Raw genomic sequence first — 25,719 nt, 5'->3', positions numbered from 1 at the left:
CTAAACTGCTCGTTTCATAGTTCATCGTAGCTTGGTGAAGACACCAGCCGGAACCAGGACTTGTAAGTTTATTTCATGTCTTCAGCACCCCGGATTAGGTTAGCTAAACTGGGACTGCATTGTTACCGCTCAGCGACTTTGGGCGATGCCTCATTACTTGGCTGTATCTTGTTATTAATAAGAACATGACTTCCATTTTTAAGTTTTAACTGGCCACTGGTTACCACAATATCACCCTCATGCAATCCTTTAAGCACAGCAATTTGATCTCCCCTCGTCTCGCCAACCGTAACAAAAACCTGTTTGACTACAAGGATTGGTTTATTATTCTTATCTTTTTGATCGCTTTGTTTCACCAAAAAAACAATATCACCATAGGGATTAAAACTAATCGCTGATTGCGGTAAGGTTAGATGGCTTTCTTTTGCCCCAGTTTCCACTTCAACACGTGTAAACATACCTGGCTTCAACAAATAATCAGGATTGGGGATAGTCGCCTCTACCTGTACATTACGAGTTGCACTATCGACAATAGGTTCTATCGTAGTAATTTTTCCCAAAAATACTTTCTCGGGAAACGTATCACTAACAACCTTCACAGTTTGACCCACTTTTAATTGGGCTAAATCTTGTTGTGGTAAATAAAAATCAGCATAAAGTGGATCTAGCGCCTGTAATGTGGTTACCGTGTCCCCTACGTTAAGATATTGTCCTGGATTAATGTTGTTGATACCTAATTGACCTGCAAAAGGTGCGCGAATTGTCTTTTTTTGAACCGTTGCGGCTTGTTGGGCAACTTGGGCCTCTAAATTCCTGAGATTCCACTCATCAGTATCTACCGTTTGCCTACTCACAGCACGAACCGCATATTGTGCCTTATCACGCTTATAGGTAATTTTTGCTAATTCAACCTGTGCTTGTAAGGACCGTAATTGCCCCTGTTCGGCATCTGCATTTAATTGCGCCAAAACCGCCCCCTTTTTGACTAGGGCACCTGGGGTAAACAAGATGGTTTGCACCATACCCGCGAGCTCGGTGGTCACATTCACACCGAGCCGTGCACGCATACTGCCCACTGATTTCAGAGTAGGCTGCCACAAGGAAGCTTCGACTTTCATCGTAGACACGGTAACTGCCGGTGATTTCATCTGCAGAAAATATTGGCTCATCATATAGTTACCAATTGCCTTCCAGCCAAAAATCAAGCCAAACAAAATGCCCACTGCAACCAACATAATAATCATTTGTTTTTTTAAAAATATCTCTTTCATCATAGACACTCTTTGACACACCAAGGTTTATGCCACCAGCCCCCGCCTAACGCCTGGAATAATGCGGCTGTATCACTGTAACGCGTAGCTTGGGCCTGAATACGATTAATTCGAGCCTGTTGGTACTGCTGTTGCGCGTTTAATAAATTGATGTAACTTACCCCACCTAACCGATATTGTTTGAGCGTGAGATTTAGGGAAGCGCGTGCTGCATCTTCAGCCTTAATTTGCGCTTGTAATGTGCGCGCATCGACTTCCAAACCTCGTAAAACATCGGCTACATTTTGAAAAGCCTGCAATACAGTTTGTCGGTACTGTGCCCAAGCTTGCTGATAGGCTGCGATCGCCGCACGTCGCTGTGCCAGTAATGCCCCTGCATGAAATAAAGGTTGCATCACCTGCGGCGCTACAGACCACACATTATTTTTTGCACTGTAAAGGCCTGAAAAGGTAGTACCAAGCCATCCCTCATTGGCATTTAGAGTAAATTGCGGAAATAAATTGGCTGTTGCTACGCCAATATTTGCGCAAGCCTGATGAAGCGATGCTTCCGATGCACGCACATCGGGCCGTTGACGAACAAGATTCGAAGGTAAGCTTACCGGTAACTCAACAGGCAATTTTAATCGGTCTAAACGAATAACGGGTAAGGGTTCATCGGGAAATGTGCCCACGAGTGTCGCTAAGGTATGTTTGGCTTGTGATAGACTTTTTTGTAATGGGGGTAATGTTGCTTTTGATTGTTCAAGCAAGGTTTGTTGTGTCAATATATTTTCTTGTGACACCCCTCCCAAACGATACTGCTTGTTTAAAATATCAAGAATCCCCTGCTCCGCCTTAATAAGGTCAAGAGTTGCATCAATTTGTGCTTGATAAGATGCGATAGCCACTGAAGTAGTAACGATATTAGCAGTCAGGGTCAAATAAGCAGCAATCACTTGAAATTGCTGATAATCAACCTGGGCACCTAATGCTTCAATTTGACGCCGCGCACCACCAAAAACATCCAAAGTATAAGACAAATTAAATGAAGTATAATAAATGGTAAATATGGCGGTTTCATTTGGGATACCAATTTGGGCACCGGAGTAGCGTTGTGTTTTCATGAGGTTAGTCACATCGACGGAAGGAAACATTGAATTGCCAATTTGTTCCTTTAAGTTTTCCTGAGCTTGACGCAAAGCAGCTGATGCTGCCGCTAAATTAGGGCTGTGTGCCAAGCCTTTACGAATGAGCTGATTAATCTCAGGGGAACGATACAATTCCCACCACAATAGAGGAATGTCCTCATTAGTGATAAAAGCTTGTGCTTGACCACCTGCACCGCGAGTACCTACCGTTTTTTTGGGTAGTGGTGTTTCCGTAAGTCTTTTGACTTTGGGTGGCGTGGGTGACTGAAAATTAGGGCCAACCTTACACGAGGTTTGCAAAACGGTACTCAGCAAAACCAAAATAAATACGATTACATGTTGTCTCAGGTTAAACACTAACCACAATCCTTTGCGAATCATTCCACGAATAATGGTTAATTTATCATGGATTGAAAAGGGTTGACAGTGTAAATTGTTACATCAATTTCAACATCCCATATTTGATTAACAAATAGCCACACAGTATAATGCCCCTCTATTATCTTCCATTTTTGTAACATTTCGAATTTCACAATGGAAGCAATGAAGGAATTGAGTATGCCTGCTGTAAAAATTACAGGAATGGGACGTTATTTACCCCGAAAAAAAGTTCTATCGTCAGAACTGGATAGCCAACTAAAATTACCCCCCGGAAGTGTACAAAAAAAATCTGGCTTGATTTCACGCCATTTTGCCTCCCCTGATGAAACAACTTCTTATATGGGAGCACAAGCTGCATTGATTGCAGTACAGCAAGCCAATATTCAACTCACAGAGCTTGATGCCATCATCAGTGCTTGTGGGGTGAGTGAGCAGGCAATTCCTTGTACCTCTGCGTTGATTCAAAAACAATTAGGACTGGGGCAAACGGGAATTGCTTGTTTTGATATCAACAGTACGTGCCTCAGCTTCATTAATGCCTTGGATATTGCCTCGTATCTGATTGAGGGGGGGCGATATAAACGAGTACTTATTGTGTCCAGTGACATTGCTTCAGCGGGGCTAAACTGGCAGGACATGGAAACATGCACCATTTTTGGTGATGGAGCAGCAGCATGTGTCCTTGAAAAAAGCGATGGAAGACATCGAATTTTATCATCACATCATGAAACGCACAGTATTGGTGCGACTTTTTGCCAAATTGAAGCAGGTGGTACACGTTTACCGGCAAAAAATCCACTGAAGAACTTAGATCAAGGTCTGTTTTATATGGATGGTAAAAAAGTATTTAAATTAGCCGCTAAATTAGTCGATAGCCTGGTGGAAAATCTTTTATGCAAAGCCAATTTAGCCCTCAGTGATATTGATTGGTTTATCCCTCATCAAGCAAGCTTGCTGGCGATGCGCCATATACAAAAAAGGGTGAATATTCCAACTGAAAAATTTGTCTCAATTTATTCCAATCATGGAAATCAAATTGCAGCATCCATCCCAACTGCATTAAGCACTTTAATTGACAGCAAACAATTACACCGTGGACAATTAGTACTCTTGATGGGTACCGGTGCTGGTTTAGCAGCTGGCGGCATAATTATGGAGTATTGAATATGGTCTGCGTTGTTACTGGTGCCACAGGTTGTTTGGGACTAAGCTTGACTCAGCGATTAGTAGCTGACGGCTATGAAGTCATCGCCCTGGGGCGCAACAAACAACTTGGCAAATTGATCACTCAATTCGGTGCTCAATTCATTGCTGTAGACTTACTCGATAAAGAAAAGTTAAAAAAAATCGCACAGAATGCCCAAACCATTTTTCACTGTGCCGCGCTGTCTAGCCCTTGGGGACGATATAATGACTTTTATAACGCCAATGTCCTCGGCACACAACATGTCATTGCAGCCACGCCCCCAAATGCCCGATTAGTTCATGTTTCATCACCAAGCATCTACTTCAATTTCACGGAACAACATAATATAAAGGAAGACTCTTCATTACCCCTGAAACCCGCCAATTATTACGTAAAAACCAAGTTACTCGCTGAATCCCTTATTGATAAAGCCTATAGAGAACGCGATCTGAATGTGATCACCTTACGGCCACGAGCTATTTTCGGCCCCTATGATCGCGCCATTTTACCCCGCATACTTCAAAATGAAAAAAATGGCATTCTACCCATTATTGGTACTGGACAAAATCTAATCGACATTACTTATGTCGAAAATGTAGTAGACAGTTTGCTGCTTGCAGCACAAGCAGATCGACGATTTTGTGGCAAGAAATACAATATAACTAATGCTGAGCCCCGCGCTCTAATCACGATTCTTTCTGAACTTTTTAGCGCATTACAAAAACCTTTTCGACCCAAATTTATTCCTTACTCGTTTGCAAAAATATATGCAGCCTCAATGGAAAAACTATATCACCTTTCATTGACTGGAAAAGAGCCTCGGCTGACTCGCTACAGTGCAGCAGTTTTATCTATGGGGCAAACTTTAAATATCGAAGCAGCACAAATGGATTTGGGCTATCAACCCAAGATCACTATTAATCAAGGCATAGAACGTTTTGCAACGTGGTATCAAAGAGCATGATAGAGTATCAATTATTCGAAGCCGGTTATTGCAGGCATTGTGAGCGAATGACCCTAAAAAAGGGGCGTTGGAAGCAACGCGAATATCCAGCAATTTGTGCCTTAATAAAACACCCAAAGCAAGGATACATCCTCTTTGATACAGGCTACAGCAATCGATTCTACACACTAACCCAAAAATTTCCTTATTCCATCTACAGACGGTTAACACCCGTGGCATTAAAAAAATCGCTTAAAGAACAATTAGCGGAAAAAAATATTCAAGCCGCGGAGATCAAGGGGATTGTGATTTCCCATTTCCATGCAGATCATATTGGTGGTTTAAAAGACTTCCCTAACGCACGCTTATTCTGTCATGCCGAAGCGGTAAACGACATACGCCATAAAACAGGAATCAAAGCGTTATTGCAGGGATTTTTACCCGGGCTCCTGCCAAAAGATTTTTATCAACGTTTAGTCGTATTAGAACACGAAGTACGACTCGAAACGAACCTAATGCCCTTTACCACTGGATTTGATCTGTTTGATGACGGACAACTTATTGCTATTCCTCTGCCGGGGCATGCCAAAGGTCAAATCGGCCTGTATTTTAAAGCGCCCCAAGAAACGTTCTTAGTAGCAGACAGTTGTTGGCATCAAGAAACGTTTAAGGACGGCGTTTTTCCAAGTGAGCTGACTTATTTAATTCATGATAATAAAGAAGCGTACCAGCAAACCATTAGAAAATTGCAGCAGCTTTTTAAGAACAATAATGAAATCGATATTATCCCTTCTCATTGTCAACACATCCGTGCTCGCCTTTTGGAGAATCAACCATGATACTGAGGCTGCTTTATTACTATTTTAAAACCCATTATCTTCGCAAACGGTTTAAATCGCGTGACCAATTGTCTGCCTATCAGGAAAAAAGATTTAAAAAATTAGTCAAGTCTACTTTGTACAAGTCTTCTTTTTATCAACCTTATCTGGATAAGCCCCTGAACGAGTGGCCAATTATCGATAAAAAAATAATGATGCAGCATTTTGATGAAATAAATACCGCAAACATTAAAAGAGACCACGCCTTGAAACTGGCATTAAAAGCAGAAAACACCCGCGATTTCTCCGCTTTAATCAATGGCATCGCAGTGGGACTTTCTTCCGGAACATCAGGAAATCGCGGTTTATTCCTAGCCAATGCGAAAGAACGCGATGCCTGGGCTGGGATTTTACTGGCTAAAGCCTTACCCGAAGGATTTAAGAAAAATGAGCGCATTGCTTTTTTTCTCAGGGCAAATAGCAAACTTTATACAACCCTGAGTAAAAGCAAAAAAATTCAATTTCATTTTTTTGATTTGCTTGAACATTTCGAAACACATCTGGATCGTTTGAATGAAATCCAACCTACCATTTTATCGGCACCAGCCTCTGTATTGCTGGCCTTGGCTAGGCAAAAGCATCGCTTATCAATTATCCCTGAAAAAATATTCGCGGTTGCGGAAGTATTAGAACCACGTGATGAAGCAATTATAAGCAAGGCCTTTAATTGTCAGGTAGCACAGGTCTATCAATGCACTGAAGGCTTTTTGGCTATCAGTGATAAAGAAAATAACCATTTATTAATGAACGAAGAATATTTAATTATTGAAAAAGAATGGCTGGATGAACGCCGATTTGTTCCTATCATTACTGATCTGCTGCGCACAACTCAACCCATAATTCGTTACCGCTTGGATGACGTGTTAATTGAAGAACCATCAAATGGCATTTTTACACGGCTGGCAGGAATCGAAGGTCGCGTCGGTGATATTTGTTATGCAACCCAAAATAACCAATTATTTCCCATTTTTGCTGATTTGATTCGTCAAAAAATGGCATCGTTTCCTTTTCAATTTGATGACTACACCATCCAGCAACAGGCTTTAAATCACTTCACCATTCAAATCACTCCTGATTTACCAGAAAAGCAGGCCTTGATTTCTCATTTAAATGAGTTATTTCAGGCACATGATTTTGATATTCCTGTATGGCACTGGCAACCATTTAGCAAGAGAGAAATGGGGGCAAAAAACCGAAGAATCCAAGCATCACCCGAAATCTCCCAAGCAGAATTATGAGTTTTTAAATCAATATATTCAGCCAATAATGAAAAATAATTGAAAAATGTGCTTTAATTAAAGACAAGAGTGTTTTTTTATAAATGGCTGTTTATGAAGATATCAGTAGGGCAGGCATTATTAATTCTCCTTGCAAAATATCACGATGATGAAGATAAATTTAACGAATTAAAGCACTTATATTTAGCGGGTGCTAAAAACGAAGACTCTCGATCTGCAATTGACCAGTATCTCAAAGACTCTGCATTGGCAGGCTTCCAGATCTCCAAATCCCCTGAGGACATTAATAATGACAGCTCCCGTCGATATTTTGAGACCCATTTGGCTTATGAAACTTTAAGTAGCCAACTGGGACAATTTACATTGAATGAAATGAGTCAACATTTAGACGCGATTAAGGGAACCGCATATAGTTCTTACGCAGATCTATATGAAGAAGTTTTGCAAGGAGGATACACTCCATCTGATGATACAGAGCATGAATATGCTGATTATCTAACAAAACTACGAAACAAGGAAATATTCGGTCAATTTTCTGATGAGCAAAGACAAAAAATCATTGAAATAGTCTCATCTGCTTACGTCGCGATGATTATTGCCTCACAGGGTCCCCATTTATTGCCTTTGGACATTTATGGTGAAGATATCTATCTGGAGAGAGGAAAAGTAGCCAAACAAAAGCAGTCTTCTACCCAAAAGACCGCGCGAGGCGTAGTACACAATACCACAACGACAAGTGCGCTTGGTATCCTACAAAATCGCGATCCAGTACCGGTAGATGATCCAGCACGTATGGCCAAAACCCAAGAGTTTTTGAAACCTTCCGATCAATCAACTTATGATACCAATGCTCAATGGGTACAAGATAATTTTTCTCGCTTAGTTCATCCATTCTCAAACTCTATATCAGGAACCATGCTCTGCCAATTGCGTGGTTTAGCGAAAATAAAAGAGCTTAAGAAATTAGCAGACTCTATGGATGTCCTGGCAAAACCTAATGATGATGGAGAGCAAAGCAAGCCGCTCGATGAAGCGACGAAAAAAAATCAAATAGATCTGGTTATCAGTATTATGGATTCCGGTAAAGTAACCAATGAGGTTCTAGAGCAAGCTGCTGAGCTTATCAAGGAAGGCCAAGTATCACCAGAAGTAATAAAGCACATCCAAAAAGCGACTGACGAGACTCTTTTAGCATCTAAAGAAAAATTGGGATCTTTTTTAAAACTCTATGTTTCTGCCTTATTGTTTAATTCTGGAGGACATAGCTTACATGAGTTTGTTGCCCCAATCGGTCTGCCTAAGACGCAACAAGAATTCGCTCACATCGATGGTTTTGACACTTTAGATTTAGAAGAATTATTTTTAAACACGAATCAGGATGCCTTCGATAAAGCATTGGATAAAGCAATAGCGTACAACGAACAAATGCTGAACAAAACTGCTGTCCTAGACGAATTAAAAGTTCTGAAAAAAGCTTTTGATAAAGAATCGATACCTGACTTAATCAACAGTTCCACACTGAGCCATGATTTAAAAGAGAATCTTTTGGCCGTTGCCAAAAAAGACGTACATCATGCAGCCGATTGTTTTAGGTTAGTGGAAAAACTACAGCAGATAATCACTATAAATGATGCTCGAGTTCAATCAGAATATTTTTCATTCTTTAGACAAGGTGCACAAAGACAAGTAGTACTCAATAAAAATCTCAACAATGCAATAACAGAACTCAGCAAAGGCGATTGGCAACAGGCAAAAGCAACTATTGAAGCGACACTAAAAGAACTCAAAAATTATAACTCCGCTCACAAACCTGAGTTAATATCTCTTCAGAGATTTTATGATTTAATGGAGGATCAAGTCGTTACTGAAAAACAAATGCAGGTTGGAAAAAGTTAAGTTGTTTTCTCTTAGCAAGATAGCTAAAATATTAACCGATCCACATGCTGATACCTATTATTTATGCCTATCCTGAATAAAATCGATGATCAAGGAAACTATCTGGAATTTCCCGGGGTTACCATTATTGCTGATGTAGGACAAACAAATCATAATCTATGGCACGAGATTTATCATTTTCTTAAAAACACCCCCGTGCTTTGCGACTATTTTTCTCCTCTGCCAGCTCAAAGTTATCATGTGACAACCTGTAATTTGTATACAAAAGAAGAAACAGAGGAAGATTGGGTTTCATTTATATCAAAAAAATTGCCATTTTTTCAAAAAATCAATAAAAAACTGTCTGAATTGAATTTTACCCCCTCAATTTCAGTTGAATCTATAGACTATTTTTCTGGGTTACAGCTCATTTTATCCATACCTGAAGAACAAAAAAAAGTGATTCAACAGATCGCCAAAGAATTAGGTCTGGAAAACAAAGTTCCTGGAGTATTTCATATTACTTTAGCTTATGGATATAAAGAAATTGAGGATGAGCAAGTTTTTAAGGAAATCCAAAATAAAATAGGAGAGCTGTTTCAAATTTGTAAAAAATACGATCAAAAAATTCTTTTATCTTCACCTAAATTATGTTTTTTTCAAAGTATGGAGCAATATACTCCTTGGGATGGGATTACCAATCCATTCGCGATGAAATCTACTTCTGTGCGTTTGGGGTTATTTAACACCGAAAATAAAACGCCCAAACCTAAAGTTCCAGAATCTTCTTTTTGCATCACAATGTAATTTTTAAGAAAAAACACGGACACTTCAAGATGACAGTTGAACTAAGCTAAAATTTTTTCACCATGCCCCAAATACGGCTTGGGAAGAATCAGTGCGCTTCAATTTGTGGGCGAAGAAGCAAAAGAATTTAACGAAATAATTTGTGGAGGCATAAACCATTTTTTAACGCGTGGCGAGCAATCCATTTCCGTCAGAGTAATACTCGCACCTAGGCGTGATCATAGAGCTCCTAGTACCGACGAAGATTTGGCGCCACAAGCACAAAACAAACTCCCTATAGGATTAGCTATAGGGAGTGAGAAAAAATGATTATCGTGAGGCTCTTTGAATGTCTTTACCCACATGCGATACGTCTTGTCCGAAACCATGAACAGTTCCACAGGAACTCAACATTCCAAGTGTGGAGAGACAAATGCTAACTATGATTATTTTTTTCAGCATGTTATTCCCCTTTTCTTATTTTAAAATTATTCTTTATGTAAATTATTCTAGACCATATTTTTATAAAATTAAAAATTAATACCAAAATTTTTAAATAAATTCATCAATGTATTTTCTCAAAAAATATTGATACAGTACTCAATTCCATCAAACCAAAAGGGATCTAAATTTTGCGCTCGTTTTTTGTAATTTGTGCATTAATCACACTCGCATTAACGGGCTGTTCCCTCTTTGGTGAAGTCCATACGAATACAGAACCTCTTCATGCAGCTGACTTAGCAGTAAAGCATCGTTATAAACTTCCTAAAAAAATAAAATCAACCCATTATCTTAAACCGCTTATCGATCCACAATTAAAACAACTCGTATCCGTGGCACTCGCTGATTCACCGGATATGCGCAGCGCAAAAGCTCGAGTTCAACAGGCGCAACAACTTGCAAAAATTGCCTATTCATCACTTTGGCCATTTATAGACTCAAGCGGTTATTTGGAAAAGGCATACTTTCCAATACATGGCAAAGTTCCCCCACCAATCAATTCTATCAAAGTCGATCAAGCGAACATTGCAGACATTGGCTTAAAATTTAATTATGAGCTGGATTTTTGGGGTAAAAATAGAGAAAACCTAGCAAGTAAAGTCAGTGAAGCATTTGCTGCACAGATGGATCTCGCTGAAACACGGCTCATTTTGAGTAGTGCCGTTGCTAGCACTTATTTCGACATCCAAAATAATATCATGCAACAACGGTTAGCTAAAGAAAATGCGCACTTGTTAAAACAGCTTGCTGATATCATCGTAGGTCGCGAACAGCAAGGCATTGAATCCAATATCCCAGTAAAAACCGCATTAGCCAATGCTCAAGCAGCGACACTATCAATAGAAGATTACAAACGCGCTGAATTGCAGTCACGCCATCAATTAGCCGTATTAATGGGAAAAAACCCTTTGAATACACAAATTGAGACAGCAGCTTTTGTTTATAATAAGAAACAACTCCTGTTGCCTGCAGTAATTCCTGCCAACATACTTGCCCAAAGACCGGATATCGCCTCAGCTCGGGCCTTAACTGAAGCTGCCGCACATCAAGTCAATGTAGCTAAAACAGCATTCTTCCCGAATATTAATTTGAAAGGTCTGTTAAGCCTGCAAAGTATCTATTTTACGAAAGCATTCAATATATGGCTGCAAAATGATAATGTAAGTGCTGCCTTTGAGTTACCTATTTTTGATGCGGGTGCACGCAAGGCAAATCTTGGGGCGAATTATGCGCAATACGAGCTCGCAGTGAACCAATACAATCAAACCATTTTAAATTCATTACAGCAAGTAAGTGACCAATTAGCTGCCCTGAAAACACTGGATGCTCAAATTACTGCGCAAAACCAGGCATTGAATTATACTGAATCGAATTACAAATTACTCCGAGCTCGTTATACTCAAGGAATTATTGATTACACCCAACTTATTGAATTAAAACAGTTATTAATCCAAGAAAAAGCTATTTTATATAATTTGCAAACGCGTCAAAAGCAAGCTTTTGTAGGCTTATTAGCAGCCTTAGGTGGAGAGCTATAAATTATGGCAGAAAAAAAAGAATCTGAAGCCCAATCCAAAGATCAGGGTGGTCCAACAGCTGAGACTTTACGTAAACGCAAGACTGCGATGCTCATTCTTGGCGGTCTTTTTCTACTTATTGCATTGATATGGTTTCTCTATTGGCTTATTTCGGGACGATTTAAACTGTCCACCGATAATGCCTATGTGAACGGGAATATGGTTCAACTTATGCCTCAAGTCCCCGGCACCGTCGTTAAAATTAAAACGGATGACACGCAACTGGTGACTGAAGGCCAGACCATAATTCAACTGGATCCCACGGATTATGCGGTCGCGCTACAACGAGCCAAAGCAGATTTAGCACAAACTGTACGTCAAGTACGCCAATATTTTGAAAATGCCGCACAAGCACAACAAAATGTCATTGTAGGTAAAGCAAATCTGATTCAAGCACAACTGGATTTGAAACGCCGGGAAGGTCTCGTTGGAAATCGAGCGGTATCTCGTGAAGAGATGCAACATTATAAAACGGCCTTAGAAGCAGCTCAGGCGAATTATGATCTTTCTTTACATCAACTTGATGCCGCACTTGCGTTAGTTGAAAATTCTCATCTTTACACTCACCCATTAGTTGAAACGGCCAAAACAAATTTAAAAACGGCGTACCTGAATTTTCGCAGAGCCACTATTGTTGCGCCTGCTACGGGTTATGTAGCGAAACGTAATGTTCATCCTGGGCAACAAGTGTCTATGAACTCCGCCATGTTAGCGATTATTCCCTTAAATGATACTTGGGTCGATGCCAATTACAAAGAAACTGAATTAAATGACATCCGTGTAGGCCAACCCGTTACGCTTTACGCTGATGCTTATCCCGGAATGACCTATCATGGACATGTGGTTGGCTTAAATGCAGGAACAGGCTCAGCCTTTGCCCTACTTCCGCCACAAAATGCTACAGGAAACTGGATTAAAATCGTACAACGACTGCCTGTGCGCATTAGTTTGGACCCCGAAGAATTGAAAAAAACGCCCTTGCAACTCGGCCTATCCATGCGGGTGACCATTGATATTCATAATTTAAAAGGAACTCGCTTGGCTCAAATAACAGAGCCTAAAGTTACATTTCAAACCAATGTTTATAAAAAACAGCTCGCGGAGGTAGAGTCGATTATTAATGAAATTTTACATGAAAACTCACCGAATATGTCCTTGCCAAGGAAAAAAGTATAATGACTGAGCGCCCGCCACTAACTGGCAGTAGATTGGCTCTAATGACCATTTCTTTATCACTAGCCATTTTTATGAATGTCCTTGATGTTTCTATTGCTAATGTGGCAATTCCTACTATTGCAGGAGATTTAGGTGTTAGCCCCGATAATGGAACTTGGGTTATTACCTCTTTTGCAGTCAGTCAAGCCATTATGCTGCCTCTTACCGGATGGCTTGCTAAACGTTTTGGCGAAGTGCGTTTATTTCTTTTTTCTACAGCTTTATTTACCATTGCTTCAGTGCTCTGCGGCCTATCCATAAATCTAGAAATGCTGGTTTTTTTCCGCGTTATTCAGGGTGCTGTTTCAGGCCCGATGATTCCTCTATCACAGAGTATTCTTCTTGCCAATTACCCTCCCGAAAAACGAGGATTGGCAACTGGAATATGGGCAATGACCGCTGTTGTAGGTCCAATATTTGGCCCTATCATGGGTGGAGTTATTACTGACAACTATACCTGGCCCTGGATTTTTTATATTAACGTTCCTGTTGGAATTTTTTCTGTAATCTTCACCATGATCACTCTTAGTGGAAGAGAAACCCCCATCACTAAATTACCTATTGATTACATAGGCTTGGTTTTATTATGCATAGGCATCGGGTGTTTGCAGGTTTTATTAGATAAAGGCAATGATCTCGATTGGTTTAAATCAGAATTTATTCTAACTTTGGCGATTATCTCAACGGTTACTTTAAGTTTTTTAATTATTTGGCTTTTGACCCAAGAGCACCCCATTATTGATTTATATTTATTTGCTCACCGTAATTTTACCATTGGAACGATTGGCCTGACTTTGGGTTTTATGGTCTATTTCGCTACTGTTGTTATTTTTCCTTTATGGTTGCAGACCCAAATGGGATATACCCCAACTTGGGCGGGGCTTGCAGTTGCACCCGTAGGCGTTTTGCCCTTTTTTTTAACCCCCATTGTGGGAAACTATATGGGGAAATTTGATTTACGCATTATTATCAGTTTAGGGTTTATTGTCTTCGTTCTTACCTGCTTATGGCAATCTACCTTTTATACTGAAGTGGGATTTATTCAACTGATTACCCCTCGATTTATTCAGGGAATTGCTCTTGCTTTTTTCTTTACCCCATTAATTGCCTTAATATTGGCCGATTTACCCCCTGAACGGTTAGCCAGTGCTTTAGGCCTTGGCAACTTTTTTCGAATTTTGGGAGGAAGCTTCGGAACTTCAATCAGCGTTACTATATGGAATCACAGAGAAGCCTTACACCAAAGCCATCTTGTAGAACAAATTACGGCATACAATCCTTTGGTCCAACAAGCAATCGATCACTTGCATTCATTAGGAATCTCGGGTCTAAAAAGTTTTGGTCTCCTATACACCCAAATAATTAATCAAGCATACATGCTCGCCACTAACGATATTTTCAGACTCTCCGCTTGGATTTTTATGATTTTACTTGCAATGATATGGCTTGCTGAACCAACCTATGCCCGCACCTCTGGAAGCATTGCAGCAGAGTGATTGTTTTATGCTCAATACTTCCCTATAATCCTATCGGTTTTAACAATAATAACAATAAAAGGTGTTCTGAAATGAAAAAATGGATGATATTAGCGACAACCAGCTTGATGATGATGAATGCTCATGCAGATAAATCTTGGTGCGGTTATAAAGATTATTTTCGTTTAAGCGATACTTCTCACCCAGGCATCCACATAGTAAGCGGATTTAACGATGCGGATGTGTTTCTCAACATCATTGGCCCACGTAGCTTTGAAATTTTAGATTCATACCAATGCCGCAGTGGCTATGCCCATGTTACCGTTGCTTATGACTCAGATAATTGGTGTGTGCTTGATATTAAAGATGGTCCATTAATGAATCACCCAACAGTTAGCGCTTCCTGTAACGGAATTCGTTATATTGATACAGTGTATGATGGAATGGGTAGCTACTCTTATACCATTAATCTCGATTAATACGGCTACGTTATTGCAAATGCAAGCTGGGCTGTTAAGCCCAGCCTCCCCTTGTCAGACCACCAGCTTGTGATTCGCATCAAGGATTAATTGCCACGATTTGGATTATTTCTTGCCTTTATCGATTGACGGGCTTTACTTTGCCTATCTAAAGACCAACCCCCACCTAAAGCTTTAATTAACTGAATACTGGCAATTTGTCGGCGCGTATGAATGTTTACTAATGAAAGTTTTGATTGCAATGCAGCATTTTCAACTACCACCACCTGCAGAAAAGTAACAAGACCGCCTTTATATCGATACAATTCCTGATCCCAAGCTCGCTTGGCTGCACGAGCCGCTGCTTTTTGACTTTGATACTCCTTATCGAGCTGATTGATTGCAACCAGATTATCCTCCACTTCCTGAAATGCAGTTAATACGCTTTGTCGGTAAGTAGCTACTGTTGCGAAATATTGTGCTTTAGCTTGATTGAGTAGACCTCGCAATCGTCCCCCATCAAAAAGAGTCACTTCAGCTACAGGTTGAGTCAAGGATAATAAACTCAAAGGGCCGAGTGACCAGAAAAGACTGGGTTTCGAAATGAGATTAGATAAGCTCCTGCTTTGATAACCTCCACTGCCAGTTAAATCAATCACAGGAAAAAAAGCAGCGCGCGCTACGCCAATATTTGCATTTGCAGCAATAACTCGAGATTCAGCAGCTACGATATCAGGTCTTCTCTCTAAAATAGTTGAAGGTAAATTAGGGGCTATCGCTAAGAAAACCCTAGGTGATTTCGCCGGAGCCAAGGAAAAATTACTCGGTATTTCGCCAACTAATACCGCAATCGCATGTTCCAGCTGAGCTCGCTGTAAGTGCATGTCGGCAGCCATTGTTTTGGCATTCTCAAGCTGAGTTTCAGCTTCGTCTACATCAGATATAGGTGCCGCCCCACCTTGATAACGTTTTTTGGTTAAGTAAAGGGCTTTTTGATAGGCAACAACGGTGGTATCTAAAATTTGTTGCGCCTCATCACTTCCCCTTAAAGCCAAATAATTGGAGGCAAGAGCAGCTTGTAAACTTAATCGAATCGAAGCCATATCCGCAGCACTTGCCTTGGCGTTACTTTCATTGGCAATGACTGTGTTGCGGACACTACCCCATGCATCCAGCTCATAACTAAGAAAACCACCTAATAAAAATTGATTATATACTGGAGTCGATGGAGGATTAGCAACGGTTCTTGAATTTTGTTGTCTATCTGCATTGAATAATCCTTGAACCGTAGGAAAATAATATGAACGGGCAACTTGAACTAATGAAATCGCTTCCTGAAAATGGGCATAGGCTAATTTCAAATCTTGGTTTGCCACACTCAGCTTTTGTTCCAAATCATTTAACACCGGATCGTGAAAGGCCAACCACCACCCATCAGGAGCAACAATTTGCGGTGCTGATTTAATTTTCACCCATTTTCCAGGTTCCTTAAACTGTTCAGGGATTGGCATCGGTGGGCGATGATAGGGGGGAGCTAAGGAACAACCCACCAACGCAAAAACAAGAACACCGGCAGTGATCAACTTTTTCATGAAACAACCCGTACGACTTCGCCGTTGATAATAGAATCAGGAGGATTAATCACAATGCGGTCACCTGGCGATACCCCAGTAGCAATTTCAACTTTGGCTCCAAAATCACGTCGGATGGTTACTGATTTCAAAACAATTTTATTGTCTTTACCTAAAGCAGCTACTTGTAATCCCTGTGCACGAAAGAGCAAGGTATTAACGGGCAAAATAACTGTCTTAGGAGGAACGGCTAAGGTAAACCATACTTCGGTGTAACCACCAGGTAATAATTCCCCCTTTTTATTTGGGGAAATAAATTGAGCGAGTAACGTTCGCGTCTTAGGGTCAATGGCCTGTGCTGTTTGATATAATTTTGCAGGAAAAACCTGTTTAGGATGCTCTGCAAAATGCAGTTTTACTGTCATATTGGGTTTGATACGCGCCGAATAATACTGAGGAATTTTGACGTAAATTCGCAAAGGACTTGTTTGCGCAATGCGGAATAATGGTTGTGCCGTTGAGCTACTTCCCGCATCAATTAAGTCACCGATGTCTGTCGCACGATCCGTGATGACTCCGTCAAAAGGTGCGGTAACCTGTTCAAATCCTACCAGCTCTTGTAACCGTTGCAAATTCGCCTTCGCTGAGAGCATCGCGGCCTCAAGAGCTGCAGCGGTGCTCACCTTTTCATCCGTTTCCTGTTGGGAAACAGATTCCGTTTTTAATAAATTAAGCCAACGTTTTGCTGTAATTTGTGCCAGTTGATTATTAGCAATTGCTGTATTTAAATCTGCCCTTGCCTGACGTTCCTGTGCATCAAGCTCTGGGGTTTCAATGACAGCAAGTAAATCCCCTTTTTTCACACGACTGCCAATATCGACATACCATTTTTTTACATATCCATTAGTCCGGGCAAAAATAGGTGATTCATGCCAAGCCTGAACATTACCGGGCAATATAATTTTATCAAGTCCTTTTTCTTGTTTTGCTTTCATCACGCGAACGATAGGAACTGCATCTGCAAGTGTCTCCTTGCGCAAGCTTATCGCGGCATAAACACGTAAAACAATAAGCACTAAGAGAAAGAATAAAAAAACAGTAAGCGCCATAAGAAGTCGCTTATGTTGGTGGTTCTGTATCTGCGACTTGATCGTTTTAAGCATGATCCTTCCTTTGCTTTTTCTTCAATTTGCGTTCATGAATGACATAAAAAACCGCAGGGACAAAAAAGAGTGTTGCTACTGTCGCAAAAGATAACCCTCCGATGACAGCCCGTCCTAGAGGAGCATTCTGTTCACCGCCATCCCCAAGCCCCAGCGCCATAGGAAACATACCAATTATCATCGCTAAGGCAGTCATCATTACCGGTCGTAAACGCGTTTTTCCTGCTTCAAGGGCTGCTTTCATTGGATCATTTTCAACCGCTAGATGATCACGAGCAAAACTAATAATCAGAATACTATTTGCTGTTGCAACCCCCATGCACATTATTGCTCCCGTTAAAGCAGGTACACTCAATGCCGTATGAGTAAGAAACAGCATCCAAGCAATTCCAGCAATCGTGGCAGGCAATGCTGTAATAATAATAAAAGGATCAGTCCAAGATTGAAAGTTAATAACAATTAATAAATAAACTAACAAGATTGAAAATGCTAATCCCCAATATAAGCCATTGAATGCATTTTCTTTGGTATCAATTTGTCCACGTATCGCCACAGATGATCCTTTAGGCAAATCTTTTTTGGTATCGTGAATAATTTTCTTGATATCTTTTGTCACCGAGCCTAAATCCCTGTCTTGTATCGAAGCAAAAATATCAATCACTGGTTGTACATTATAATGAGACTCAACCACAGAGGTCCAAGTACGTTTCAAAGTGGCAAAAGAACCTAAAATTTGTGCTTGGCTCGGCGTGGTCAAACTTCCGATTGGAATATTGAGCAAATCATTTAACGAAGTCATCACATATTGTGGTGCTTGCGTCACAATAGGATAGGAAACACCGCTTTTGGGATCCAACCAAAATGTAGGGGTTGTCTGAAAACTACCAGATAACGTAATTAATAAATCAGAGGCAACGTTTAATTGAGTAAATCCAAGTTCATTGGCCAAACTGCGGTCGACGTCTACAAAAAATTCAGGATAGTTATTGGCCTGTCTTATTCGTACATCAGTTAAGCCAGGAACTCGTTTCAACTGACTCATCAATTGATTCGCATAATGTGCATTTTCCTCTTTTTTTAAGCCAATAACTTGAATATCAATTGGCGATGGCAAGCCAAAATTGATGATTTGATTTACAATATCGGCCGGTAAAAATGCAAAAGTCACTTGGGGAAAACGCTCTCTTAAAACCGATCTCAACTGGTGAACATAACCTGGGCTTGGGCGATGTCCATCTTTTAGAGAAATTAAGATATCGGCATCTTCCGGACCATTTGTTGCTGAATTACTGTACGATAAATTAATACCACTCACCGGCAAACCAATATTATCAACAATACTTTCCAAATCCTTAGGAGGTATCACCTGCCGAATCACCGTATCAATATTATCGACAAGTCGTGCCGTTTCCTCTACGCGCGTCCCTGTTGGCGCACTAATATGTAATTTAATTTGTCCCGCATCCACATTAGGGAAAAAATTTGAACCAAGCCATGGCCAGAGTAATAATATAGAGCCCCCAACAAAAGCTAAAAAACAAGGAATAAAAATTTTGGCATTGTCTAATGCCCATGATAATGACTCAGAATAACGGGAGCGGAGGCGTGTAAATTTGTTTTCGAATTGTGCATGGAGACGAGCCATGCGGCTTTTACTTTTCTCCTCGCCCATCAGTTCATGTTTGTGTAGCCAATATTTTGCGAGCGTAGCTACCAGTGTCCGTGATAACACATAAGACATCAGCATAGCAAAAATTACCGCCTCTGCTAAAGGTACGAATAAGTATTGAGCGACACCCCCTAAAAAAAACATCGGTACAAAAACAATACAAATACATAAGGTTGATACCAGCGCTGGTATTGCGATTTGTTTCGCACCATCAAGTATAGCCTGTTCTACTTCTTTCCCTTGCTCTAAATTCCAGTTAATGTTCTCGATTGCCACGGTCGCATCGTCAACTAAAATACCCACCGCAAGTGCTAACCCTCCCAAGGTCATAATATTAATCGTCTCGCCTAAAGCGGAAAGGATAGTAATCGATGCAATGATGGATAGTGGAATAGACAAGGTAATAATCAAGGTGCTACGCAGACTTCCTAAAAAAAGTAAAATCATGAGACCCGTTAAAGCTGCAGCGATGACGCCTTCAACAATAACCCCGCGAATGGCTGCAGTGACAAAAATGGATTGATCCGCAAAATTTGATAAATTAAGTCCTTCCGGAAGCATGTCCTTCACTACTGGCAATAAATCCTTTACCCGATGTACGATATCTAAAGTGGATGCATTTCCAGTTTTTTGTATGGACATCATGACCGCTCGCTTTCCATCGACCCGTACGATATTGGTTTGCGGCGCGAATCCATCACGTACGTGAGCCACATCACGAATATATAAAACTCGACCAGGCGTTGATTTAACAGGTACATCATTTAATTCAACAGCGGAAAGCGGACTGCCATTTAATTTGACAATATACTCATATTCGCCAATTTTCTGTGTTCCTGAGGGGATAATTAGGTTTTGTGCAAGAATTGCGTTATTAATGTCTTGTGCAGAGACACCATAGGTTTGCATAGCCTGTAAATCCAAATCGACTTGTATTTGCCGAATTTTACCTCCATAGGGGTATGGAACTGCCGCTCCTTGTACAGTTGCCAGTTGCGTACGAAGAAAATTATTGCCCAAATCATTTAATTTTTGTTCTGGGATGGTCGCACTGGAAAGCACAAGTTGTAAGACCGGGACTGTTGATGCTTTATAACTTAAGATCAATGGCGGTAAAGTTCCGGGGGGTAAATTGCGGAGTATGGTTTGTGCGATTGCCGTGACCTGGCTTAGAGCGATATCAACATTCACACCGTGTTGAAAGAATAATTTGACGACGCTGACGCCAATCAGTGATTCCGATTCGATATGCTCGATATCATTGACTGTGGTAGTTACAGCACGTTCAAACACACTCGTTATGCGGTTACCCATCTCATCGGGAGGCAAGCCGGTGTAATTCCATACCACACTCACAACGGGGATATTGATGTCAGGGAAAATATCTGTAGGAGTTCGCATTATTGCCAAAGGGCCAATAATGAGAAGCATTAGAGCCATTACAATAAACGTGTAAGGTCGCGAAAGTGCAATCCATACAATCCACATAAATATCCATATCCCCGATTGAAACAGTAAGTCATTATATCAATGCAATGAATTAGTCTTTAAGAATAAAACTCGAGTTTTTTTGATACTCGTGCTTGCTTGTTACTTTGAAAAAAGAAACGCCTAAGGATCTCTATCTTATAAAGATAATTTTGCAATGACATTGCTTTTGATTATATGTTTTTTTAATTGACTTAGATAGCTTTAACCAAGATCAAACTCTTGTCCGCGACGAACGAAACCGGCAAAACCATGAGATTTGGCGTCAGGTAACGTTCCATCATTGTAGTGATATAACCAAAGCTTGGCTTTGATCTTAGGATCCAATGTATCTAATTGATTGAAATGGGTATGCACCCCACTAGGCACATCTAATGTTTCGCAATCATGAAAAATTACTGTTGCGTCTCGAAAATAGTTTTTGAAACGATCTGGGGTAAATTGTGCATCAGTAGTGATAAAAAATGATTTTCCTTTATGGCCAATATTCAAACCATAGCTTGGCATCAATTCCTTATTTGAATGGATGTGAATTGTCTGAACTAAACTTAACTTCAAGCCCTCCCAATTGAAAATTTCACCATCTTTGACGATTTGAACCACAAAATAATCACTCAACGTTGCTTCTTTTTCATTAAGTGTTCTCAAGCCCCCACTTAAACTATGCTCCCATAATTGCTGCACCAAGTGTTCATGAATGATCAATTGAGGGGTTCCATTCTGAGCAGCAAATTTACGTTGAAAAGCGAGCCACTCGATTCCACCTATGTGATCAGCATGCAAATGGCTAACGTAAAGCGCATCTATATCTTGAGAACGATAACCGGCGTGAGTCAATGAAAAACGAATATCGGTGCCACAATCTATCAATAGTTTTTTACCATTATCGGCTATAAGTAACATATTGGATTGGAAGTTTCCAAAATCCGTTCCTATACCGCTGCCAGCCCCTAGAAATAACAATTTCATTAAATAATCCCTGAACTAAGTTAAGACTCGGCCTAAAATTCCTTAATAAAACAACCATCTTCTTCACTAAGAATAGCATTTAAAATGAGTTATTAGAAATAGCTCAACAATTATAAATGAGCTATTCTTCAAAGTAAGTTGACAAAGAACATGAGTCAAATGTGCTAAAAAAATTCCATCTTAAAAATACGCGCCTTTTAAACTATTTTTTCTTTTTTTTAGTAATCACGCTTGTGAGTTTGATCGTGTGTTTATTTGTATTAAAGTACATTGCTGTTCAAGAAGTTATTGATGGAAACGAGCGTTATCAACTGTATAAATTAGCCAATAAGCTCCGTCAGAGCTCCGATGACTTAACGGAGTTGTCTCGTCTTTATGTAATAACCGGTGAGAAAAAATACCGTGATTACTATTATGAAACTTTGGCCATACGTAATGGTACCTCCCCTCGCCCTGTAAATTATGACGAATTATACTGGGATTTAGTTATTGGTGATGATGTACCCCAATCCTATGGTCCAGCAAAATCATTAGCATCAATGATGTTAGAACATCATTTTACGCTCAAAGAGTTTTCCCTATTGACCAAAGCAGAAAATAAAAGCAATAAACTTGCAGAAACTGAAATTAAAGCGATGAATTTGGTCGATGGAACACATCAAGATAAATCAGGAATCGATAAACCTAATCCCGAATTAGCCAAACAAATGCTTTTTGATCAGGAGTATATGAAGGCAAAATTACAGGTGATGGAACCCTTACAGGAATTTTTTACCCTCGTTAATGACCGAACCTTCTTAACGAATGAAAGAATTGAAACCAAAATGTCCCAAATTATTGCTTTGGCACTCGCACTCTCATTTTTATCAACATTACTGATGCTCGTTTTTATTATTCATGCATTCAAAACATTATCAAGGGTCAATGAGGAAAATGATTTATTGCTATTGAATATCTTGCCTGAATCCATTGCCTCGCGCTTGAAAATGGGAGAGCAGGGTATTGCTGACGAATATCCGCAAGCCAGCGTGATGTTTGCAGACATTATTAATTTTACACAAATGACAGAACAATTAGGCGCCAAAAAGACCGTTGATCTCTTAAACCGCTTATTTGCTGAATTCGACAAACTCACAGAAAAATATTATGTAGAAAAAGTGAAAACCATTGGCGATAACTATATGGCTGTATCAGGCGTTCCGGAACAAACAACTCGACACGCGATCAATATTGCGAACTATGCTTTAGCTATCCAGGAAAGATTACTGACTTTTAATCAAGAAAATCAAATGAAACTCCAATTGCGCATTGGCATTACCTATGGTCCGGTAATCGCTGGGATCATAGGCCATAAAAAATTTGTTTACGACATATGGGGTAATGTGGTCAACTTAGCCAGTCGTTTAGAAGAATCCTCTCTTCCTAATAAAATCCATATTTCCGAAAAAATGGCTTTTATGCTTCAAGATGAATTCATTGTCGAACCACGAGGAACTGTGGATATGAAAGGGATCGGTGAAATAAAAACCTATTTCCTTTTGGGAAAAAAGGAAAAATAACGGCAGAAGTCTTTAGCAGTCTGAATGACAGCGTGGACATATCCCATATATATTTAATGCATGATCAGTCATCTTAAAATTGGCGCGTTCCGCTATAGTTTTTTGTCTCAGCTCAATAATTTCATCGACAAATTCCTCAACACAGCCGCATTTAATGCAGACGAGGTGATCGTGATGAGCTCCCTGACTCAATTCAAATACTGAATGTCCTCCTTCAAAATTATGTCGATTAACGAGTCCGGCAGCCTCAAACTGCGTTAATACACGATAAACCGTGGCAAGGCCTACATCTTCTCCAGTTTCCAATAAGGCCTTATAAACACCTTCCGCACTTAAATGATGATTTGGAGATTGTTCCAATATTTGCAATACTTTTAAACGTGGTAAAGTGATTTTTAATCCAGCATTCTTAAGTTGCTTGCTTTCTTCCATCAATGCCCTCTTCGCAGTTATGAACTTAGGTGTCTTTCAGTAAATGACGTGTTATTATGGCGAAATTTTTCACGATAGGCAAAAAAAATGAGAATAATAATCTTTCTACTAGGAATTGTATTTACTTTGACCCTAACTCAATGTACCACCTTTGACTTATCTCGACGCGTAGTACAGCAGGGAAATTTATTACCGCAATCTCGAATAGACCGACTTAAAGTAGGAATGAGCAAGAATGATGTTGCCATACTCATGGGTACCAGTCTGTTAAGCCCTACATTTAATAATAACCGCTGGGACTATGCATACACCTGGCGTAGAGGTCATGGGCCTATAACTATGTCTACATTAAGTTTATATTTCCACAACGACACCCTAACCCGTATAGAACGTGATCAATTTAAACCAGGAGCTGGACTCAATCACCCAGACATTAATCAGGAATAATAGAACTTATCAAGACATACTCATCCCGAGCATAGCGCATCCTTGAGACGCTCGGGATGAGGGCAAAAAAGCCCGGATCACGCTGCACTAATCCGGGCTACAAAGTATCCAGGCTACTTGCGTTGTCGAGCATGAGTCGCTTTTTGACGTCGTTTCTCTTTAGGATCCAGTATCAAAGGTCTGTATATTTCTACCCGGTCACCTTCCTGCAAAACCTGCTCCAAAGAAACTTGCTTTGCATAAATACCCACGGGCATATCTCGAGTTTCCGGGTAAGTTTGGTATATTCCTGAGGTACTCAATGCATCAGAAACAGTTGCTCCATGATGAAGATCGAGCGTCATATGAACTGTCTTTTTTTCCGCAGTCACGTATACCAGTTCCACTTTAACCATAAATAGCCTTGGCTCGTTCACAAAATGAATCAACCATTTTATCTGTTACTTGTTCAAATACTGGGCCAAGCAACATAGAAAACATACGCCCTGCAAATTCAAACTCTAAATCAAAAGAAACCTTGCATCCCTCTTCAACCTCATCAAAGCGCCAGAACCCTTCTAAATGGCTGAATGGACCGTCTACAAGACGAATTTCTATCATTTTATTAATTTGCAATCTATTGCGGGTAGTAAATGACTTACTCATCCCAGCCGCCCCAATAACTAAAGTGGCCTGAACCTCATCCTCATCACGATGATGTACTAAACTTTCTGCGCAATAAGGTAGAAACTCCGCATAGCGCTCTACTTCATTCACTAACGCAAACATTTGTTCACAGGTGTAATTAACGGTACGTGCCTTTCTCACTACGGGCATTATGCTTCTCCCCGAATTTTAAGTCTCAACCAAAGACTCAGATCTTTAATTTCCTCAAAACAAATTGAATGTTCCATGGGATACTTATAATAGGAAATATGTTCGTATCCCTTATTCAATAGCCAATCTTTACTTGATTCAGTCCATTGAGATAAAACAAGAGGATCAAATTGTCCTGCCCCCATAAAAAAAGGTGTGTCCTTATCCAGTTTGGGTCGGGTATGGGCTGCTAAAGGTAAATAAGCAGATAAAGCCACAACTCCAGCTAAACGAGCCGTTGTATGCAGCGCAGTATGTAAGGCCATCGCCCCACCTTGCGAAAAGCCTGCTAGGAAAATCTGATTGTAAGTAAAACCATCATTTAACTGTTCATCCATGACTTTACGAATCAGTAACTCGGATTGTTCAATCCCCTCTTTATCTTCCCTATCAATTAATTTCATGCCAACAATATCATACCAAGCAGGCATGATCATTCCGCCATTCAGGGTCACAGGGCGCTGGGGAGCACTAATAAATACATGACGTAACGCTACATCAGAGACAGTTAACTGATCGGCTAACCCCATCATATCGGACGCATCAGCTCCTAACCCATGCATCCAAATGACACATGCCTGCGCTTGAGCCTGTGACTCATTGATAAAAACATTCAAAACAAATCCCCTCACAGACAAAAAAGAGAAATTAT

22 protein-coding genes and 1 pseudogene are annotated in these 25,719 nt (G+C 40.2%); 12 read left to right on the top strand and 11 right to left on the bottom strand.

The features are described from left to right. Positions 1-122: 122 nt before the first annotated feature. Positions 123-1,271 carry an efflux RND transporter periplasmic adaptor subunit gene (locus OQJ13_RS11275; RefSeq protein ID WP_265711933.1) on the bottom strand — a complete coding sequence of 383 codons (1,149 nt, stop codon included), beginning with the start codon at positions 1,269-1,271 and terminating at the stop codon, positions 123-125. After that, on the bottom strand, positions 1,271-2,758 hold the full coding sequence (locus OQJ13_RS11270; RefSeq protein WP_265710911.1) for an efflux transporter outer membrane subunit: 1,488 nt from the start codon (positions 2,756-2,758) through the stop codon (positions 1,271-1,273). Before OQJ13_RS11270 ends, OQJ13_RS11275 begins: the two co-directional genes overlap by 1 nt. A 201-nt stretch (positions 2,759-2,959) precedes the next feature. On the opposite strand from OQJ13_RS11270, the gene OQJ13_RS11265 reads away from it, so the two are divergent. From OQJ13_RS11265 to OQJ13_RS11240, 6 genes are all read left to right on the top strand, one after another. Further along, complete coding sequence (locus OQJ13_RS11265) at positions 2,960-3,946, top strand: beta-ketoacyl-ACP synthase III (protein WP_265710910.1); 987 nt, start codon at positions 2,960-2,962, stop codon at positions 3,944-3,946. A gap of 2 nt (positions 3,947-3,948) precedes the next feature. Continuing rightward, positions 3,949-4,932, top strand: a complete 984-nt coding sequence (locus OQJ13_RS11260) for an NAD-dependent epimerase/dehydratase family protein (RefSeq protein ID WP_265710909.1) — start codon at positions 3,949-3,951, stop codon at positions 4,930-4,932. Further along, positions 4,929-5,750, top strand: a complete 822-nt coding sequence (locus tag OQJ13_RS11255) for an MBL fold metallo-hydrolase (protein WP_265710908.1) — start codon at positions 4,929-4,931, stop codon at positions 5,748-5,750. Before OQJ13_RS11260 ends, OQJ13_RS11255 begins: the two co-directional genes overlap by 4 nt. Next, positions 5,747-7,027, top strand: a complete 1,281-nt coding sequence (locus OQJ13_RS11250) for a F390 synthetase-related protein (protein WP_265710907.1) — start codon at positions 5,747-5,749, stop codon at positions 7,025-7,027. The genes OQJ13_RS11255 and OQJ13_RS11250 overlap by 4 nt, the downstream gene beginning before the upstream one ends. A gap of 93 nt (positions 7,028-7,120) precedes the next feature. Further along, positions 7,121-8,923 (top strand): hypothetical protein, encoded by a 1,803-nt coding sequence (locus tag OQJ13_RS11245; RefSeq protein ID WP_265710906.1) that lies wholly within the window; start codon positions 7,121-7,123, stop codon positions 8,921-8,923. Between the two features lie 63 nt (positions 8,924-8,986). Next, positions 8,987-9,709, top strand: a complete 723-nt coding sequence (locus OQJ13_RS11240; protein WP_265710905.1) for a DUF1868 domain-containing protein — start codon at positions 8,987-8,989, stop codon at positions 9,707-9,709. Between the two features lie 309 nt (positions 9,710-10,018). Here OQJ13_RS11240 and OQJ13_RS11235 read toward each other — a convergent pair whose 3' ends face one another. Further along, positions 10,019-10,150, bottom strand: a complete 132-nt coding sequence (locus tag OQJ13_RS11235; RefSeq protein WP_081776882.1) for an entericidin A/B family lipoprotein — start codon at positions 10,148-10,150, stop codon at positions 10,019-10,021. A 170-nt stretch (positions 10,151-10,320) separates the two neighbouring features. On the opposite strand from OQJ13_RS11235, the gene OQJ13_RS11230 reads away from it, so the two are divergent. From OQJ13_RS11230 to OQJ13_RS11215, 4 genes are all read left to right on the top strand, one after another. Then, positions 10,321-11,727: an efflux transporter outer membrane subunit gene (locus tag OQJ13_RS11230; RefSeq protein ID WP_265710904.1), complete on the top strand. Its 1,407-nt coding sequence runs from the start codon at positions 10,321-10,323 to the stop codon at positions 11,725-11,727. A 3-nt stretch (positions 11,728-11,730) separates the two neighbouring features. Further along, positions 11,731-12,942, top strand: coding sequence for an efflux RND transporter periplasmic adaptor subunit (locus OQJ13_RS11225; protein WP_265710903.1), 1,212 nt, complete (start codon positions 11,731-11,733; stop codon positions 12,940-12,942). Further along, positions 12,942-14,477 (top strand): DHA2 family efflux MFS transporter permease subunit, encoded by a 1,536-nt coding sequence (locus OQJ13_RS11220; RefSeq protein WP_265710902.1) that lies wholly within the window; start codon positions 12,942-12,944, stop codon positions 14,475-14,477. The genes OQJ13_RS11225 and OQJ13_RS11220 overlap by 1 nt, the downstream gene beginning before the upstream one ends. 71 nt (positions 14,478-14,548) lie before the next feature. Beyond that, a complete protein-coding gene (locus OQJ13_RS11215) occupies positions 14,549-14,935 on the top strand; it encodes a hypothetical protein (RefSeq protein ID WP_265710901.1) in 387 nt (128 codons plus the stop codon). An 86-nt stretch (positions 14,936-15,021) separates the two neighbouring features. On the opposite strand, the gene OQJ13_RS11210 is transcribed toward OQJ13_RS11215, so the two are convergent. From OQJ13_RS11210 to OQJ13_RS11195, 4 genes are all read right to left on the bottom strand, one after another. After that, entirely contained in the window at positions 15,022-16,506 is a 1,485-nt protein-coding gene (locus tag OQJ13_RS11210; protein ID WP_265710900.1) for an efflux transporter outer membrane subunit, read from the bottom strand. Further along, entirely contained in the window at positions 16,503-17,648 is a 1,146-nt protein-coding gene (locus tag OQJ13_RS11205; RefSeq protein ID WP_265710899.1) for an efflux RND transporter periplasmic adaptor subunit, read from the bottom strand. Before OQJ13_RS11205 ends, OQJ13_RS11210 begins: the two co-directional genes overlap by 4 nt. After that, positions 17,641-20,805, bottom strand: coding sequence for an efflux RND transporter permease subunit (locus OQJ13_RS11200; RefSeq protein WP_265710898.1), 3,165 nt, complete (start codon positions 20,803-20,805; stop codon positions 17,641-17,643). The genes OQJ13_RS11205 and OQJ13_RS11200 overlap by 8 nt, the downstream gene beginning before the upstream one ends. Before the next feature lie 204 nt (positions 20,806-21,009). After that, positions 21,010-21,774, bottom strand: a complete 765-nt coding sequence (locus tag OQJ13_RS11195) for an MBL fold metallo-hydrolase (protein ID WP_265710897.1) — start codon at positions 21,772-21,774, stop codon at positions 21,010-21,012. Positions 21,775-21,935: 161 nt separating this feature from the next. On the opposite strand from OQJ13_RS11195, the gene OQJ13_RS11190 reads away from it, so the two are divergent. Continuing rightward, on the top strand, positions 21,936-23,333 hold the full coding sequence (locus tag OQJ13_RS11190) for an adenylate/guanylate cyclase domain-containing protein (RefSeq protein ID WP_265710896.1): 1,398 nt from the start codon (positions 21,936-21,938) through the stop codon (positions 23,331-23,333). A 12-nt stretch (positions 23,334-23,345) separates the two neighbouring features. On the opposite strand, the gene fur is transcribed toward OQJ13_RS11190, so the two are convergent. Continuing rightward, positions 23,346-23,765 carry a ferric iron uptake transcriptional regulator gene (fur, locus tag OQJ13_RS11185; protein WP_265710895.1) on the bottom strand — a complete coding sequence of 140 codons (420 nt, stop codon included), beginning with the start codon at positions 23,763-23,765 and terminating at the stop codon, positions 23,346-23,348. 56 nt (positions 23,766-23,821) lie between these two features. Here fur and OQJ13_RS11180 point away from each other — a divergent pair. Continuing rightward, positions 23,822-24,212: pseudogene (locus OQJ13_RS11180) on the top strand (outer membrane protein assembly factor BamE). 113 nt (positions 24,213-24,325) lie between these two features. Here OQJ13_RS11180 and OQJ13_RS11175 read toward each other — a convergent pair. Genes OQJ13_RS11175 through OQJ13_RS11165 form a run of 3 tightly spaced genes read right to left on the bottom strand, consistent with a single transcriptional unit; the run spans position 24,326 to position 25,684 of the window. Further along, positions 24,326-24,607 (bottom strand): RnfH family protein, encoded by a 282-nt coding sequence (locus OQJ13_RS11175; protein WP_265710894.1) that lies wholly within the window; start codon positions 24,605-24,607, stop codon positions 24,326-24,328. Next, positions 24,600-25,028 carry a type II toxin-antitoxin system RatA family toxin gene (locus OQJ13_RS11170; protein ID WP_028381357.1) on the bottom strand — a complete coding sequence of 143 codons (429 nt, stop codon included), beginning with the start codon at positions 25,026-25,028 and terminating at the stop codon, positions 24,600-24,602. The genes OQJ13_RS11175 and OQJ13_RS11170 overlap by 8 nt, the downstream gene beginning before the upstream one ends. Then, positions 25,028-25,684 carry an alpha/beta hydrolase gene (locus tag OQJ13_RS11165; RefSeq protein WP_265710893.1) on the bottom strand — a complete coding sequence of 219 codons (657 nt, stop codon included), beginning with the start codon at positions 25,682-25,684 and terminating at the stop codon, positions 25,028-25,030. Before OQJ13_RS11165 ends, OQJ13_RS11170 begins: the two co-directional genes overlap by 1 nt. Positions 25,685-25,719 lie beyond the last annotated feature (35 nt).

It is taken from the genome of Legionella sp. PATHC035, assembly GCF_026191115.1.
Lineage (GTDB): Bacteria > Pseudomonadota > Gammaproteobacteria > Legionellales > Legionellaceae > Legionella.
This window is presented reverse-complemented; position numbering and strand designations above follow the sequence as displayed.

Bases quoted from the DNA above. Each gene is read 5' to 3' on its own strand.
- OQJ13_RS11215 (WP_265710901.1), top strand. From the start codon at position 14,549: ATGAAAAAATGGATGATATTAGCGACAACCAGCTTGATGATGATGAAT.
- OQJ13_RS11255 (WP_265710908.1), top strand. From the start codon at position 4,929: ATGATAGAGTATCAATTATTCGAAGCCGGTTATTGCAGGCATTGTGAG.
- OQJ13_RS11260 (WP_265710909.1), top strand. From the start codon at position 3,949: ATGGTCTGCGTTGTTACTGGTGCCACAGGTTGTTTGGGACTAAGCTTG.
- OQJ13_RS11175 (WP_265710894.1), bottom strand. From the start codon at position 24,607: ATGGTTAAAGTGGAACTGGTATACGTGACTGCGGAAAAAAAGACAGTT.
- OQJ13_RS11250 (WP_265710907.1), top strand. From the start codon at position 5,747: ATGATACTGAGGCTGCTTTATTACTATTTTAAAACCCATTATCTTCGC.
- OQJ13_RS11220 (WP_265710902.1), top strand. From the start codon at position 12,942: ATGACTGAGCGCCCGCCACTAACTGGCAGTAGATTGGCTCTAATGACC.
- OQJ13_RS11235 (WP_081776882.1), bottom strand. From the start codon at position 10,150: ATGCTGAAAAAAATAATCATAGTTAGCATTTGTCTCTCCACACTTGGA.
- OQJ13_RS11195 (WP_265710897.1), bottom strand. From the start codon at position 21,774: ATGAAATTGTTATTTCTAGGGGCTGGCAGCGGTATAGGAACGGATTTT.
- OQJ13_RS11245 (WP_265710906.1), top strand. From the start codon at position 7,121: ATGAAGATATCAGTAGGGCAGGCATTATTAATTCTCCTTGCAAAATAT.
- OQJ13_RS11265 (WP_265710910.1), top strand. From the start codon at position 2,960: ATGCCTGCTGTAAAAATTACAGGAATGGGACGTTATTTACCCCGAAAA.
- OQJ13_RS11240 (WP_265710905.1), top strand. From the start codon at position 8,987: ATGCCTATCCTGAATAAAATCGATGATCAAGGAAACTATCTGGAATTT.
- OQJ13_RS11225 (WP_265710903.1), top strand. From the start codon at position 11,731: ATGGCAGAAAAAAAAGAATCTGAAGCCCAATCCAAAGATCAGGGTGGT.
- OQJ13_RS11200 (WP_265710898.1), bottom strand. From the start codon at position 20,805: ATGTGGATTGTATGGATTGCACTTTCGCGACCTTACACGTTTATTGTA.
- OQJ13_RS11170 (WP_028381357.1), bottom strand. From the start codon at position 25,028: ATGCCCGTAGTGAGAAAGGCACGTACCGTTAATTACACCTGTGAACAA.
- OQJ13_RS11275 (WP_265711933.1), bottom strand. From the start codon at position 1,271: ATGAAAGAGATATTTTTAAAAAAACAAATGATTATTATGTTGGTTGCA.
- OQJ13_RS11205 (WP_265710899.1), bottom strand. From the start codon at position 17,648: ATGCTTAAAACGATCAAGTCGCAGATACAGAACCACCAACATAAGCGA.
- fur (WP_265710895.1), bottom strand. From the start codon at position 23,765: ATGGAAGAAAGCAAGCAACTTAAGAATGCTGGATTAAAAATCACTTTA.
- OQJ13_RS11210 (WP_265710900.1), bottom strand. From the start codon at position 16,506: ATGAAAAAGTTGATCACTGCCGGTGTTCTTGTTTTTGCGTTGGTGGGT.